Below are 15,943 nucleotides of genomic sequence, written 5' to 3'. Positions count from 1 at the left end.
AGCCGATGGAAGAAACGGTAAAGATTCCGTTACTGGATATAGGAGCGATGTGGAGACGGAGAAGTGACACACCCGCCTGCCGACGGAAGCGCAGGTTAAAGGAAGTAGGTAAACGCCGGGCAGGCAAATCCGCCCAGCGTGCCGAAGCTGACAGTATCGAGAGCCCCCGGGCAATCGAATAGCGGTGGTAACCAGGCTCCCAAGAAAATCCGCTAAGCATATTCTATATCCACCCGTACCCCAAACGGACACACGTAGTCGGGTAGAATATACCAAGGCGCTCGAAAGACTCACGGTTAAGGAACTAGGCAAATTGACCCTGTAACCTCGGGAAAAAGGGTCCCCAGTAAGATGGGGCGCAGAGAATAGGTCCAGGCAACTGTTTAACAAAAACACAGGGCTGTGCAAAATTTGAAGATGAAGTATACAGCCTGACACCTGCCCGGTGCCGGAAGGTTAAGAGGAGAGCTAATCGCAAGAGAAGGCTTGAATTGAAGCCCCGGTAAACGGCGGCCGTAACTATAACGGTCCTAAGGTAGCGAAATTCCTTGTCGGGTAAGTTCCGACCTGCACGAATGGTGTAATGATCTGGACACTGTCTCAACCGTGACTTCGGTGAAATTGTAGTATCGGTGAAGATGCCGATTACCCGCAACGGGACGAAAAGACCCCGTGAACCTTTACTGCAACTTAGCATTGCGTTTGGGCATTTGATGTGTAGGATAGTCCGGAGGCTACGAGTCGGCGACGCCAGTCGTCGAGGAGCCGCTGTTGAAATACGGACCTTCGAATGTTTGAGCGCTAACTCGCTGTAGCGAGGACACTGTTTGGTGGGTAGTTTGACTGGGGTGGTCGCCTCCAAAAGCGTAACGGAGGCTTCTAAAGGTACCCTCAGACCGATTGGTAACCGGTCGGAGAGTGTAATGGCACAAGGGTGCTTGACTGAGAGACCCACAAGTCGATCAGGTAGGAAACTAGAGCATAGTGATCCGGTGGTTCCGCATGGAAGGGCCATCGCTCAAAGGATAAAAGGTACTCCGGGGATAACAGGCTGATCCCTCCCAAGAGCTCATATCGACGGAGTGGTTTGGCACCTCGATGTCGGCTCGTCACATCCTGGGGCTGGAGAAGGTCCCAAGGGTTGGGCTGTTCGCCCATTAAAGTGGCACGCGAGCTGGGTTCAGAACGTCGTGAGACAGTTCGGTCTCTATCTGTTGTGGGCGCAGGAAATTTGCGGAGATCCGACACTAGTACGAGAGGACCGTGTTGGACAGACCCCTGGTGCATCGGTTGTTCCGCCAGGAGCACAGCCGAGTAGCTAAGTCTGGAAGGGATAAGCGCTGAAAGCATCTAAGTGCGAAGCCCACTCCAAGATAAGATTTCCATATAGGGACGTCAAAGACGATGACGTAGATAGGCCGCAGGTGTACAGGCAGCAATGTCACAGCCGAGCGGTACTAATAGCCCGAAACTTTCGGAAGTGCGAGACGTCGAGGGTAGATAAGGGAGGCAGAGATTGCGAAAGACTCTTTTTTTTCGTCAAGGATCGAGACATTCAGGCGGTTACAGCGCGGGGGATCCACCTCTACCCATTCCGAACAGAGAAGTTAAGCCCCGCCACGCCGATGGTACTGCGCAAGTGGGAGAGTAGGTAGCCGCCAACTTATAGGAGAGAGAGCCGGAGAGGGAGAACCCCTTCGGCTTTCTCTCTTTTTGTATATAGGACTCACAACCCCAGTCCTATCCAAAAGTCGGAGAAGTTCAACCTAACCGGAATCGTTTCACCTCATCGTTAGCGGATTAAACCCCACCCCTCAGAAACTCCCGTCTCTGAGAGCTCGCCCCTGTCGTCCCCGACGCCGCTCCATACCCCTGATTTTCGGCTCATAACCCTTTGATAATATACAATATATATATTTTTTGAAAATGGATATGTTGTATTTTGTTTATTATTTATAATATTTACATTTGTAACCTCTCGTTTTAGTGTAGATGAGCTTTGGGTTATATCCGTGCTCTTCGATTTGTTTTTTGAAAAATCCAAAATTCACTATAAATTTTAGTTTATGAAAAGAGGTTTACTTTGTATTTTATTCGTAGTTTTATTAACTGTGAATGTGTCGGCGATCGTTGTTTCGGAATCGACGCCGGTCGTATTGATTAACGAGGATTTTTCCAAATTTGTCGAGGGGTCTGAAACAGCTCCTACGGAACAGGATTTGGCAGATGAAAGTACTGGCGCAATCGATGCCCAATATACCCAACAAGCGGGTTGGTCTGGTATGGGTATTTTTCAGGCTGGGGGAATTTGTGCGATAGCTCCTGTATATAATTATTATTTCTATGAAGGTGGTTATTTGAATACGCCTAAGGGGGATTATTCGGGGGTGATTACTTATTCTTTTCGAGCTCGTCTGCAAGAGGGGGATCAATCGAAAATAAATGTAGTGATGGGTGAAGGTTATAACACTATCGATTCTTATGCACATACACTTACCACTGACTGGCAAACCTATACGGGAGAGTTTAAAAAAGGTACTTTTGACCGTTGTTTTATTCAGTTTTCTGCTGGTGATGAAGACAAAGTTTTAATTGATGATATAAAGATTGTTCGGATAAAAGAGATTATTCCTACGCCTAAATCGTTGGAAGCGACTGATCTTATGCGGGAGGGGTTTACGGCTCATTGGGAAAGCAGCGAGCGAGCCAAAGACTATTTATTGAGCGTGTATAGTAAACGATTCCCTGATGGGAAGGCTCCGAAAACAGTGAAGGAGACTTTCGATACCGTTAATTGTACCGACTCGTTGATTAGCTCTGATAATCCTCAATATCCCGAAGGTTGGGTTGTCGATGTCGTTACTCATGGGACTCGTCATGTGTATACAGATGAAGGCAATTACAATTCTGCTTCGGTTGCATTGGCATTTGATGCTACGGGAGACTCTATCGTAACTCCGTTGGAAGATGATCCTATGGATAGCTTTTCGTTTTGGGGTAAAACTATGCTTTCTGGAAATAGCTCAAAAATTCATGCTGAATATTTTAATGGAGTAGAGTGGAAGGACTTGGGTTATTCTTTTGCTTCTTCGCTTCAAACGGGGCGCTATATCGATCTTACCTCTTCTCTACCGTCCGATTGTTATCGGGTAAAGATATGGTTCGAACAGAAGAATAACGGACGTGTCGCTATCGATGATATTTCTTACAGTTGTATGCCTGTCAGAGAAAATATATATGTTTTCGAAGATAAGAATGTAGGGCCTGTGACGTCTTATGCCGTGGAAGGCTTAGACGAGAATTTGGATTACTATTATTATGTAAAGGCTTCTTCGGAAAATGGAGTGCAGTCCGAACCATCTGACGAAATCGCTGTAATAGGATTGGTCGCTCCTGTTGTGGCTGCCGCTACCGATGTAACAGAGTCGTCATATACGGCTCATTGGGAAAAAACACCTAAGGCCGAGGGGTATAGAGTGAATAATTATAGTGTTTATACGGCGAGAGAAGACGAAGAATATGTTGTTTTGGAAGAAGATTTTTCGAAAGTAACGACTTCGGCTACACCAGAAAATCCAGACGAGTTTGAGTCGAGTTCTCTTGTGATTCTAGATGATTATACTTTATTGCCCAATTGGTTATTTAGCGGCGGACTTCGTTTGGCAAACGGTATGCTTGGAGGGTATGGTTGGCAGGCGACTCTTCAAACGCCCGAACTGGTGCTGAATAACGATACCGTATTCGAAGTGACAGTGACAGCATGGGCAAAGGTTTCGAGCGGTTGGACCGATTTATATATCTACTCTGAAAACGATACTAAAACACTGACTTTCGAGAAATCGGAATCTAAAACACTTACGGTGGAAATGAAAAACGGTATTGAAAAAGATTGCCTCCGTTTCGCTACCGATGGCGGTGCTCTTTTCTTTATCGATAATATTGTCGTTAAACAAAAGTTGAAAGCGGGTGCTCAGGTGTCCAGATTGGAAAACAGTGTTATTGTGAGGGACCCCGAAACTATTTCGTACTCCTTTACTGGATTACAATGTGGACAGTATAAATATGGTTATGAGGTATCGGCCTATCGTTTGCTGGGCGATGATTTGGTCGAATCGGAATTTTCGGACCGGCAGATCGTGGAATATATCCCTTCGGGGGTAAATTCACTTTCTGCATCTGGTGCTAAGGTTTATGCCATCGATGGAAAGTTGTATGTGCAAGCCGAGGTTCCTTCTAAGATAGAGATTTATTCTATTTCGGGAATGTCGGTATTGGAAGATTCTGTCGGGGTAGGAGAAAACCAATATGATCTATTACCCGGATTCTATATTGTGAAAGTCGGGAATAGAACAACGAAAGTTCTGGTGAAATAAAGATACTTTCTGATAGTAGATCGGTCCGGAAAACCGGGCCGATTTTTTTTGTTTAAATCTGTAAAAGAAAAATCGAAATCTTTTGTTTTTCAAATAAAAAGCGTACCTTTGCAGTCCGATTATTACCCAAATTTGAGAAAATTTGAATAGTAGTCATGCCTTCTTTGGCCGGAAGCATGAATGCTATGTGTATGTTAAGTATTTAATAATTAAAAGAATAAGCAGTGGATACTTTAAGTTATAAGACCATTTCTGCAAACAAAGCGACCGTTAAAAAAGAATGGGTTGTGGTTGATGCAACCGATCAAGTTTTGGGTCGTATGTGTGCAAAAGTTGCTAAAATATTGCGTGGTAAATATAAACCGTGCTATACTCCTCATGTGGATTGTGGCGATAATGTAATTATTATCAATGCCGATAAGGTGCAATTAACGGGGAAAAAATGGACGGATCGGGTTTATTTGAACTTTACAGGTTATCCCGGCGGTCAAAGAGAATTGTCTCCTGCCGATTTGATGAAAAAAGGAGAATCGAGATTATTCAAACGTGTACTGAAAGGTATGCTCCCCAAAAATAAATTGGGCGCTCAATTGTTGAGAAACGTTTATATTTATGGAGGAAGCGAGCATCCACATGCTGCACAAACCCCTAAAACAATAGATATTAACACCCTTAAATAAGTAATATGGAAGTAGTTAATGCATTAGGCAGACGTAAAGCCGCAGTAGCACGAGTATTTGTTTGCGAAGGTTCGGGTGTAGTTACGATAAACAAAAGAGAGTTGGCTGTTTATTTCCCCTCTTCAATACTTCAATACATTGTAAAGCAACCGCTTGAAAAATTGGGCGTTGCAGAAAAGTATGATATTAAAGTGAATCTGAATGGCGGTGGTTTCAAAGGACAGGCCGAGGCTCTTCGTTTAGCGATTGCCCGCGCATTGGTGAAAATCAATCCCGAGGATAAACCTGCTCTGAAATCGGAAGGCTTCATGACTCGTGACCCGCGTACCGTTGAACGTAAGAAACCTGGACGTCCCAAAGCTCGTAAGAGATTCCAGTTCAGTAAACGTTAATATGCGACGGCCTGAGGCCGAAGATATATTTGTGTTTAGTATCCAAACCGCAAGGACTTTTCTTTTCATAGGGAACTACCTTGTGGTTGTGTAAGTAGAATGTAAACAAATTAAACAAAGAAAAAATGTCTATTACTAATTTTGACCAGTTATTGGAAGCCGGTGTTCATTTCGGACACTTGAAAAGAAAATGGAATCCTGCTATGGCTCCTTATATTTTCATGGAGCGTAACGGTATCCACATTATCGACTTGTATAAAACCGTAGCAAAGATCGACGAAGCCGCAGCTGCATTGAAATCAATCGCTAAATCGGGTAAAAAAATTCTGTTCGTCGCTACTAAGAAACAAGCCAAACAAGTTGTCGCCGACAAGGCTTCTGCTGTGAATATGCCATATGTTATCGAGCGTTGGCCGGGTGGTATGTTGACTAACTTCCCTACGATCCGTAAGGCTGTGAAGAAAATGTCTACCATCGATAAAATGGAAAAGGACGGAACGTTTGACAATTTGTCTAAGCGTGAAAAATTGCAAATCTCTCGCCAACGTGCCAAGTTGGAAAAGACTTTGGGTAGTATTGCCGATTTGAATCGTCTGCCTTCCGCTTTGTTCGTTGTCGATGTTTTGAAAGAACATATTGCCGTGCGCGAGGCCAATCGTTTAGGTATTCCCGTATTTGCTATGGTAGATACCAACTCGAATCCGAACGATGTAGATTTCGTTATTCCGGCTAATGACGATGCTTCGAAATCTATCGAAGTGGTTCTCGATGCCGTATGCGGTGCTATTGCCGAAGGTTTGGAAGAACGTAAGGCTGAAAAAGTTGATGCTCCTGCCGAGGGTGAGGATGCTCCTGTTAAGAAAGAACGTAAAACTCGTATCTCTCGCAAGAAAGCCGAAGATGCAGAGGTTGCCGAAATAACGGACGAAGCTCCTGCCGCCGAAGTTAAAGAAGTAGAAGAATAAAAATAATCAAAGACAAAGAGTGGAGCCTTTTCTTTGACTTCACTCTTTGTTCGTTTCTAATTATAAAAATAGGAGATTAAGTATATGGCTGTTACAATGGCTGAAATCAGCAAGCTACGTAAACTTACGGGAGCCGGCATGATGGATTGTAAGAATGCTTTGACCGAGACTAACGGTGATATCGAAGCTGCAAAAGAAATTATTCGTAAAAAAGGTCAAGCTGTCGCTGCTAAACGCGAAGACCGCGAAGCTTCGGAAGGTTGCGTTTTGGCTGCTGCCAAAGGCGATTTCGCTGCTATCGTAGCTTTGAAGTGCGAAACGGATTTCGTTGCTAAGAACGATTCTTTCGTAGCCTTGACTAAATCTATTCTCGATGCTGCCATCGAGGCAAAAGCTACCGATCTTGAAACCGTAAAGGCTTTGGTTGTCAATGGTACTCCCGTCGCTAACTTGATTGTCGATGAAATCGGTAAAACCGGAGAAAAGATGGAGCTCGGTTACTACGAAGCTATTTCGGCTCCTTATACCACCGCTTATATTCACCCGGGGAATAAATTGGCTACGATTGTAGGTTTTAACCTTGCCGATACCGATTATCAGGTAGCTCACGATGTGGCTATGCAGGCTGCTGCTATGAGCCCTATCGCTGTTTCTCGTGATGAAGTTCCGGCCGATGTGGTAGAAAAAGAACTTGAAATCGCAAAAGATAAGGCTCGTCAAGAGGGTAAGAAAGAGGAAATGCTCGATAAGATTGCTCAGGGTCGTCTGAACAAATTCTATCAAGAAGTTTGTTTACTTGAACAAGCTTTTGTGAAAGATCCCAAGCAAACTATTCAACAGTATCTTCATTCAAGCAACAAAGAACTTACAGCTGTTGCTTGTAAGAGAATTACTCTTAATGAGGAATAACGATATAAATTTTTGATAAGAAAAAGCCGTATCATTCGATACGGCTTTTTTATTGTGGTAAATTGTAGAGATAAAGAGAGATGGAAAGACGTCTGGCTGCTCTACCCATTTTCAAAATATTCCCTCTTTCTCTTTTATCTATTGATGGTTAAAATAAGGAGAATTATATTTAGGACTTTTTGGAGTGCACCAATTAAGTTATATACTAATGGCTTCTACTACTTTTTATTTATTGTACGATAATTTTTGTAGCGGTGTTTTTTATCGAGACTATATAGAATCCGGCAGGTAGGGCTATGTTGCCACTCCCGATTATATGTTCAGTCTTAACGAGTGTGCCGTTTATCAGGTAGATGTCGATTTGTTCGGGCATTTTTGTGTCGAAACAAAGATGACCTTTCGAACTCCATATTCGTATATTTGTCGGAGACAACATGTTTTCAACGGACGACGTCGTATAATAGTCGCTGATGTGGATATTATCAATGTCTATTCCAGCCGTCGAGTTCTCTGTTTTGCCTATTTTTATTCGTAGTTCTCCCGGATGCATCACTTTGAATTGGTATTCGGTCAACTCTTTTTTGATTGGAATACCGGTTTGAATGGGTTCCCAAGTTTTTCCTTTGTCATCGGATATGTATACACCGAAGGACCCAGAACCTTTATCATCTTTATATCGGGCAGCCCATAAGCGTATGTACCCGATTCCGTTGCTTTTATCTTCGAGCATGTAGATGTATCCGGGTTCGCCGGAGGTCGATTCGGTAAGGCGTAGGTGGGCTGCTGCATTATCCCATTTCATATCGTTGGAGCTGTCTCCGTATGTAGCGCCTACGAATTTCCATCGGCATGTTTCGGCACTGGCATAGATTCCTCCTCCATACATTAAAGTGCTATTGGGAGTATAGGCTTTTTTCGTTTCAAAAGTTTCATAAAAGTTCCAGTATTTCGTTTCGTCTGTGACATTTTCGCCGGGTGCTATCCAATCTGTGAGATTCTTAATTCCCGGCAGGGTGAAGTAATCGGTTAACGTTCCTTTTATGGTCAGTTGCTTGCGCCAATATTGTGGATTTTCATCTAAATTGTACGAATCGACATAGTCCTTGATTTGTACGGGCATCATCTTGCTTAAATCGATTTCATCGATTTCGTCGGCGATGAGGTAGGCCGAGGTTCCATCGAAGGGCGGTGCAATGTTGTAGAAGTGTTTATTGTTGGAGTAGTCTCTGTATTCTCCGACTATATATCCATTTATATAATAGGATTTCCGGTCATTCTTCTTGGCAAGAGCTTGCGATACGGTTAACGGGGAATCGGCCGAAAGTCCTGTTCCCGCTATCAGTGAAAAAACAAATGCCGATAGTGCGATGGATAATAATGCTTTTTTCATTGCAGTAAGGTTGGATTTTGATTACAAATGTACCTAAAATTTAAAGATACAACAATCATTTGAAGAAGATAGACCACTGCTTATTTCTTATGGAGTGTCTTGGATAGTATATGAGAGAAAGTATAGATGAAAAACGGAACAGTTTAAAATGAAAAAATTGATTGTCATCACGACAACCAATCTTTGTTAACCTTAATTCTAATACCATGAAAAACACATTGCAAATGTACGCATATAATTTTATATACAAACAAAATACCCAAGAAAAACGATAATATTTAACATTATTTTTGTGATTTCCGGTTTTTATAGCAATATGTTGGATCTGTGTTACAAAAGTGTTACATTCTGATTCGCTTATTTTATATGTAACATGATTCTATTTAAATTTTGTAAGGAATCGACCCATTGGCAAACGATGTTGTTATAAGATAAAAATTAAAATGGGAGATTATGAAAACGTTTTTGTGGAGTTTTATTTTGTTCGCAGGGCTTGCCGGATTGAGTGCCTGTGATGAGGACGAACGGGTGGACTATCAATACTTGCCTGATTCTGTTCATCAATTTGTTAGTACTTATTTTTCCGATGTAAAGGTAGTTAAGGCCGAAAAGAAGAATGAAGAGCCCCGTTACAAAGTTTGGTTGAGTAACGGATTCGAATTGAAATTCTATAAGGACGGCGGGTGGCAAAAGGTAGATGGAAACTTGCAAGTGTTGCCGTCGGCTTTACAAATAGATATTTTGCCGGGTAATTTGTTGACTTATGTCGCTACACAGTATCCTACTGCCGGAATTGTCGAAGCGGCTCGTTACGATTGGGGATATGAAGTGGAGTTGAACACGGCTCCTCTCGTAGAATTGGAATTCGACAATAACGGGAATGTGACGCAGATCGATAGGGATTGACCCGGTTATTTGTCGGAAGGTTCCCGGTTTTCTATCCGTCTTCTGGTATAGGTTACAAACGTATAAGGATAAGCGTGTTTCTCGTCGGCCGGCATTTCTTGCGAATTTGCGATTTCCCACTCCGATGGGTTTATGGTCGGGAAGAATGTGTCGGCGTCGTCGAATGTATGGTGAATGTGTGTGATATACAGCGTGTCGGCTATCTTGATGGTTTCGTTGTATAGTGTCGCTCCCCCCATAATGAAAATTTCGTCTTCTGTCGTGTCTTGTATCGGTATTTCGTCAAGCGTATGGACGACAGTAACATTCGGCCACGATAGTGCCGTGTTATGTGTCAAGACGATATTCTTGCGGTTAGGTAAAGCGCCGTTGGGTAATGATTCGAAAGTCTTTCGCCCCATGACGACGGTATGTCCCGACGTGAGTGTTTTGAAATGTTTCAAGTCGTTGGGCAAGTGGCATAACAGTTGTTGGTCCCGGCCAATGGCTCCTTTTTCGGCGACGGCTGCGATTAATGCTATTTTACTCATACTTATACGGCTACTTTTCCTGCGATATGGGGGTGAGGGTTATAATCCGTCAATTCAAAGTCTTCGTATTTGAAATCGAAGATGCTTTTTACGTCGGGGTTCAGTTTCATTTTAGGCAGGGCTCGCGGTTCGCGAGAAAGCTGTTCCCGCACTTGCTCGATATGGTTGTTGTAAATATGGGCATCTCCGAGTGTGTGGACGAAATCTCCGGCTTCGAGCCCGGTCACTTGTGCGACCATCATGAGTAATAGTGCATAAGAGGCGATATTGAAAGGCACTCCGAGAAAAATATCTGCACTGCGTTGATACAGTTGCAAACTGAGTTTACCATTTGCTACATAGAACTGGAAAAAAGCATGGCAAGGAGGTAGGTTCATTTGGGGTAGGTCTGCCACATTCCATGCGCTGACAATGATGCGACGTGAGTCGGGATTGTTTTGTATGGTGTGGATAGCCTCTTTTATTTGGTCGATATGTCCGCCGTTATAATCGGGCCACGAGCGCCATTGATATCCGTAGATATGCCCTAAGTCGCCATTCTCGTCGGCCCATTCGTTCCAAATGCGGACTCCGTTCTCTTGCAAATATTTCACGTTGGTGTCGCCTTTAAGAAACCACAACAGTTCATGGATAATCGATTTCAAATGCAGTTTCTTCGTGGTGAGGAGCGGGAATCCGTCTTGTAGGTTGAAACGCATTTGATAACCGAAAACACTATGAGTGCCTGTCCCTGTGCGATCTTCTTTGAGGACGCCGTGGTCGAGCACATGTTGTAAGAGGTCGAGATATTGTTTCATGTCGTAAATGTAGTTTTATTTGATTTGCAGTAATCTGCTGAATCCGAGGCAAGCGACCGAGAATCCCAGCTTACAGCCTCTCAGTATGCTACCGTTGTCATCGGGTGCTATTTTGAAGTTGTGGAATTGCTCCCGATTGATAAATAGCTTTGTACGAATCGATGCGGTAAATATTTCACGATGACCGCGCCAGAATGAAGGAACTAAGGATATTGTCGTGGAGAACCGGTAGTCGAAACAGATTCCGGCCGTCCAATTAAAATTCGTGTAGGACAATGTCGTTCTTTCGTTTCTCCCTTCTTGAATTTTTGCTTGATCGGAGTATCCCGACCATATACACCCGACATAAGGCATAAGGGCGAAATACTTGGTGGAGATGAGTTGTTGTCCTATACCTAAGGATATAGAAGTATAGGTGTTATGTCCGTTTCGAAGCCATGTATCCGTGATTTGTCCGTTGGAAACTGTAATTTCCTGACGGGTACGGGCTGTTCCGGCAGAAAAGTCGCAGAGCAGATGTGTATTGGCATAAGCTAAATCGAATCCGACATTGATTTGCCAAGCGGGATCCCAATAGTCGGCAATGCTTCCGACCGGGAAGGAGGCGCCGGTTCCTAAATAGAACCCGTATCCGAATCGCCGCGGAGAGATTCGAGGAATGGACGGAGCCGGGTTTTCGATCAGTTCTTTGGTTACGTAGAACTCCCATTCTTGCAGCTTTATCTCGTTCTGTCCGTTTTCGGTTTCTTGTTCTGCTTTTTTGCTTTGTTCTGTGTATAGGTCCATGTATTGCCGGGTGCGATTGTCGGCGGCAATACCCACCACTCCGAGATTTAATTCGGTTTGTAGTCTTCGCCGATACATTTCAAGCAAATCGTATTTCAGCTGGAACAACCGCAGTAAGTTCTCGTTTTGTATTTGCCGGTCGGCGAAAGAATGACGTTTGTCGAAACAGGCTTGCGCTTCGGGACGAATCGTGCGGGTGTTTCCATCTCGTTTTTCTGTTTTTTCGATTCTTAGGAAAGCGTTAAAAGCCGAGGGTACTCCTTTGAGACTGAGAGTATCTTGGAAATCGTCCCATGTCAATTTCCCTTCGTCCCAGTACTTATAGTTGATAATATCTTCTGCCCGGGTATATTCGACGAATGAGAAACATATCAGAAAGAAAGTCAAAAGCCGTTTCATAAGTATAGAATTAGAGGGATTCAAGAATACGTTTCAGTACGACTTGTGCCGAGATTTCCCGATTGGCGGCTTCGGGGATTACCAATGATTGCGGACTTTCGATAACATCGTCCGAAACAATCATGTTGCGACGTACCGGAAGACAGTGCATGAAAAAAGCGTTATTGGTCAAAGCCATTTTTTCGCTATCTACCGTCCATGCCCGGTCTGTGCTGATGACTTGTCCGTAATGTGGGTCGGCATAGGCTGCCCAGTTCTTAGCGTAGATGAAGTCTGCCCCCTCGAAAGCTCTTCGCTGGTCATATTCCACATGGGCATTGCCTACGAACTGAGGGGCTAATTCATACCCCTCTGGGTGGGTAATGACAAATTCGTAATCGGTTTGGTTTATCCATTCGGCAAAAGAATTAGGTACGGCCTGAGGTAGAGCCTTCGGGTGAGGGGCCCATGTGAGGACTACTTTGGGGTGTTCGGTTTTTTTATGTTCTTCGATGGTGATGAGGTCGGCGAAACTTTGCAATGGATGCCGTGTAGCTGCTTCCATGCTGAATACTGGTCGGCCTGAATATCGAATGAACTGATTGAGAATTTTTTCTTCATAGTCGTCGCTTTTGCTTTCGAACCGGGCGAAAGAACGCACGCCTATCACGTCGCAGTAACACCCCATGACCGGTATAGCTTCGAGCAAATGCTCCGGTTTATCCCCGTCCATGACTACACCTCGTTCGGTCTCTAATTTCCAAGCTCCTTGATTGACGTCTAAAACTATGACATTCATGCCCAAATTCATAGCTGCCTTTTGTGTACTTAGGCGAGTACGGAGGCTGGAATTGAAGAAAATCATCATCAAGGTTTTATCCTGCCCCAAGTGTTTGTAGGCAAACCGATTGGATTTTACTTCGAGAGCTTCTTTAACAGCAGCTTTTAAATCTCCGAGGTCGTGTACGTTAGTGAAATGTCTCATAATGTTTTATTGACGGGTTTGTCCGTTACCGGAAATAATATATTTATAAGTCGTTAGCTCGGGTAGAGCCATAGGACCTCTTGCATGCAGTTTCTGTGTGCTGATACCTATTTCTGCCCCGAATCCGAATTGTCCTCCGTCGGTGAATGCGGTAGACACGTTGGTGTATACGCATGCGGCATCGACTTCGTGAGCGAAGCGTTGTTTGTGAGATTCGTTTTCGGTGATTATACTTTCGCTGTGTTTCGAGGAATAGCGAGCTATGTGAGCCAAAGCCTCTTCAAAGGAGTCGACGGTTTTGACTGCCATCTTATAATCTAGAAATTCCGTCCCGAAACTATCGTCGGTCGCTGGCTGCAAGAGGGATTCCGGATATTTCCCCGAGAGTGCGCCATAGGCTTTCGGGTCGGCGTATATGAGTACGTTTTTTTCGGACAACGGCTTGCAGAGGCTTGCAAGGTCGGATAATCTCTCCTTGTGAATAATCAGACAGTCGAGCGCATTGCATACGCTCACCCGACGGGTTTTGGCATTGAACACGATATTGCGGCCTTTTTCCAAATCTCCGTCACTGTCGAAATAGGTGTGGCATATCCCGGCTCCGGTTTCGATAACCGGTACAAGCGCATGTTCGCGTACATAATTTATCAATCGACCGCTGCCTCTCGGAATGATAAGGTCGACTTGTCCCACGGCGGTTAATAACTTGTCGGTAAAGCTGTGGTCGTTAGGTAGTAAAGTCGCTGTGTTAGAGTCTATTCCGTAACTTATCAACACCTTGTTGATAATGTTGATAATAGCGTTGTTGGAATATTGGGCATCACTACCTCCCTTCAAAATACAGACATTCCCCGATTTCAAGCAAAGAGAAAAAACGTCGAAGGTTACATTGGGACGGGCTTCGTAGATAATGCCGATGACTCCGAACGGTACAGATACCTTTTCGATGCGCATGCCGTTGGGCCTGTCGAATGAAGCCAATATTCTGCCCAATGGAGAGGGAAGTCCTGCTACCTTTCGCATATCGGCGGTTATTCCTAAAATTCGTTCCCGCGAGAGCATTAACCGGTCGTATTTGGGGTCTGTCTTCGGCATAAGAGCCAAGTCCCGACAGTTTTCTTGCAAAATGTAATCGACTTCTTTCTCGGCTTCGTCGGCAACGGCAAGAAGTATTTTATCGATAGTCTCGGTATCGACGAGATTCAATTTGCGGGCAGCTACTCGTGCGTTTTCGAAAATATGTGATACATCGGCGGTCATAGCTCATAATGTGTGTAAAGCAAAAGTAATCTTTTTTTTCGAGTATGGTTGTATCGGAATCGTTAAAGTTAGTCGAGATAGAGATAATCGTAATGGACGAAAGGTTTCGCACCCTGATGTCCGATAAATTCTCGGGCTGTTTCGCTGTCGAGCGCGATGCGGCCTACACCTATGGAATTTCCATCGGGATCGATGATGCGGACAATGTCGTCCTTTTCGAAGTCTCCTTCGATACGGGTGACTCCGACCGGCAATATACTGACGGCTTGTTGCGAGTGGATCGCTTTCACGGCTCCGGCATTGATATGTAATTCTCCTTTGGCGAATCCCTCGGAGTGGGCGATCCAACGTTTAATGCTCGATATAGGGTTGGCAGAGGGAATGAATCGCGTGCAAATCGCCGAGCTGTTTTCCCGTAAAAGATCGGGCAAGATATTTTCTTTCTTGCCGTTGGCGATGATGACTTCTATACCTTCGTCCGCCACCTTACGGGCGATGTTGCATTTGGTAAGCATACCGCCCCGCCCGAAAGAGGATTTCCCCGACTGTATGTATTGCGACAGTTCTTGACCGGGGTGAATTTCCGGTATGACTTTACTGCCCGCTTGTCCCGGAGCCCCGTTGTAAATACCGTCGATATTGCTGAGAATGACGAGGGTTTCGGAGTCCATCATGGCAGAGATGAGCCCCGACAGCTCGTCGTTGTCGGTGAACATTAACTCGGTAACCGAGATCGTATCGTTCTCGTTAACGATAGGGATAACCTTGTTTTCAAGCATAACCTCCATACATTGTTTTTGTGTGAGGTACTGTCGCCGGGTAGAAAAATTTTCTTTGGTCGTGAGCACTTGGCCGCAAGCTATATTGTGTTCCCTGAATAGCTCGTAATAACGATTGATGAGTTTGGCTTGCCCCACAGCCGAGAATAATTGTCTGGCAGAAACTGCGTCGAGCTTGCGGTGTATCTTCAATTCGCTGCGGCCCGATGCCACAGCTCCCGACGATATGACAATAATTTCGACTCCGGCTTTGTGCAGCTCGGCGATTTGGTCAGTGAGAGCCGACATGCGGGTGATGTCTAGCGTACCGTCTGGACGAGCAAGAACGTTACTCCCTATTTTTACGGTAATACGTTTACGTTTGTAACTCATGGCTGCATGGCGAATTGTTGAATCGTTTCGATGTAGTTGTTCCATTCGGGGTCGCTTTCCGCTCCAATTTTTATCGGCAGCGGCGGGTATTCGCTGAAAGTCTCGTTCAAGACGATGGAGAATTTTTCGGCTGAGATTCCGTAATATTCATAACGGGCGGTTTTCCCTCCTATATGAATGGCGGTTAGTATTGCGATTTCTTTCTCTTCCAATATATCGCGCAGTTTCTCGTTGAGGCTATCGAGCGCTTGCGTCTCTTTTTCGGTGGGCATGCCTTTTTCATCGCCCTGATATTCCCATACGAGAGCGATACGTGTGGCGAATTTTCCCGATTGCCTGATGGCATCGAGAAATAGTCTCCCTCGTATGATAAAAGACTTGTTTTCAAATTCTGTTTCGGCGACGAACCAATCGTTACTGATTTGCATAGGACGATCGTTT

General features: G+C 44.6%; 14 protein-coding genes and 2 rRNA genes. 8 read left to right on the top strand and 8 right to left on the bottom strand.

Annotated elements, in window-relative coordinates; genetic code table 11:
* From HMPREF9448_RS11925 to tsf, 7 genes are all read left to right on the top strand, one after another.
* Positions 1-1,482 (top strand): 23S ribosomal RNA (locus HMPREF9448_RS11925); the annotation flags it as partial.
* 73 nt (positions 1,483-1,555) lie between these two features.
* Positions 1,556-1,664: ribosomal RNA gene (gene rrf / locus HMPREF9448_RS11920) — 5S ribosomal RNA — on the top strand.
* Positions 1,665-2,066: 402 nt separating this feature from the next.
* Entirely contained in the window at positions 2,067-4,373 is a 2,307-nt protein-coding gene (locus tag HMPREF9448_RS11915) for a T9SS type A sorting domain-containing protein (RefSeq protein ID WP_008862827.1), read from the top strand.
* Positions 4,374-4,597: 224 nt separating this feature from the next.
* On the top strand, positions 4,598-5,053 hold the full coding sequence (gene rplM / locus HMPREF9448_RS11910) for a 50S ribosomal protein L13 (protein WP_008862826.1): 456 nt from the start codon (positions 4,598-4,600) through the stop codon (positions 5,051-5,053).
* A 5-nt stretch (positions 5,054-5,058) separates the two neighbouring features.
* Entirely contained in the window at positions 5,059-5,445 is a 387-nt protein-coding gene (rpsI, locus tag HMPREF9448_RS11905; RefSeq protein WP_008862825.1) for a 30S ribosomal protein S9, read from the top strand.
* A gap of 125 nt (positions 5,446-5,570) precedes the next feature.
* Positions 5,571-6,410, top strand: coding sequence for a 30S ribosomal protein S2 (rpsB, locus tag HMPREF9448_RS11900; RefSeq protein ID WP_008862824.1), 840 nt, complete (start codon positions 5,571-5,573; stop codon positions 6,408-6,410).
* An 84-nt stretch (positions 6,411-6,494) separates the two neighbouring features.
* Positions 6,495-7,319 carry a translation elongation factor Ts gene (tsf, locus tag HMPREF9448_RS11895; protein ID WP_008862823.1) on the top strand — a complete coding sequence of 275 codons (825 nt, stop codon included), beginning with the start codon at positions 6,495-6,497 and terminating at the stop codon, positions 7,317-7,319.
* A 229-nt stretch (positions 7,320-7,548) separates the two neighbouring features.
* Here tsf and HMPREF9448_RS11890 read toward each other — a convergent pair whose 3' ends face one another.
* Entirely contained in the window at positions 7,549-8,709 is a 1,161-nt protein-coding gene (locus HMPREF9448_RS11890) for a DUF6359 domain-containing protein (RefSeq protein ID WP_008862822.1), read from the bottom strand.
* Between the two features lie 453 nt (positions 8,710-9,162).
* On the opposite strand from HMPREF9448_RS11890, the gene HMPREF9448_RS11885 reads away from it, so the two are divergent.
* Entirely contained in the window at positions 9,163-9,615 is a 453-nt protein-coding gene (locus tag HMPREF9448_RS11885; protein WP_008862821.1) for a PepSY-like domain-containing protein, read from the top strand.
* Between the two features lie 5 nt (positions 9,616-9,620).
* On the opposite strand, the gene HMPREF9448_RS11880 is transcribed toward HMPREF9448_RS11885, so the two are convergent.
* The 7 genes from HMPREF9448_RS11880 to HMPREF9448_RS11850 all read right to left on the bottom strand — a co-directional run bounded on the left by HMPREF9448_RS11880 (position 9,621) and on the right by HMPREF9448_RS11850 (position 15,930).
* Entirely contained in the window at positions 9,621-10,145 is a 525-nt protein-coding gene (locus HMPREF9448_RS11880; protein WP_008862820.1) for a dihydrofolate reductase, read from the bottom strand.
* A 2-nt stretch (positions 10,146-10,147) separates the two neighbouring features.
* On the bottom strand, positions 10,148-10,942 hold the full coding sequence (locus HMPREF9448_RS11875) for a thymidylate synthase (RefSeq protein ID WP_008862819.1): 795 nt from the start codon (positions 10,940-10,942) through the stop codon (positions 10,148-10,150).
* Between the two features lie 15 nt (positions 10,943-10,957).
* On the bottom strand, positions 10,958-12,127 hold the full coding sequence (locus HMPREF9448_RS11870) for a hypothetical protein (protein ID WP_008862818.1): 1,170 nt from the start codon (positions 12,125-12,127) through the stop codon (positions 10,958-10,960).
* Between the two features lie 10 nt (positions 12,128-12,137).
* Positions 12,138-13,091, bottom strand: coding sequence for an N-acetylornithine carbamoyltransferase (locus HMPREF9448_RS11865; protein WP_008862817.1), 954 nt, complete (start codon positions 13,089-13,091; stop codon positions 12,138-12,140).
* Between the two features lie 6 nt (positions 13,092-13,097).
* On the bottom strand, positions 13,098-14,351 hold the full coding sequence (locus HMPREF9448_RS11860; RefSeq protein ID WP_008862816.1) for a glutamate-5-semialdehyde dehydrogenase: 1,254 nt from the start codon (positions 14,349-14,351) through the stop codon (positions 13,098-13,100).
* A gap of 68 nt (positions 14,352-14,419) precedes the next feature.
* Positions 14,420-15,502, bottom strand: a complete 1,083-nt coding sequence (gene proB / locus HMPREF9448_RS11855; protein WP_008862815.1) for a glutamate 5-kinase — start codon at positions 15,500-15,502, stop codon at positions 14,420-14,422.
* Positions 15,499-15,930, bottom strand: a complete 432-nt coding sequence (locus HMPREF9448_RS11850) for a DUF695 domain-containing protein (protein WP_008862814.1) — start codon at positions 15,928-15,930, stop codon at positions 15,499-15,501. The genes proB and HMPREF9448_RS11850 overlap by 4 nt, the downstream gene beginning before the upstream one ends.
* Positions 15,931-15,943: the final 13 nt, after the last annotated feature.

The sequence above is a fragment of the Barnesiella intestinihominis YIT 11860 genome (assembly GCF_000296465.1).
GTDB lineage: Bacteria > Bacteroidota > Bacteroidia > Bacteroidales > Barnesiellaceae > Barnesiella > Barnesiella intestinihominis.
Note: the sequence above shows the minus strand (reverse complement) of the source record. Positions and strands in the feature narration are given on the sequence as shown.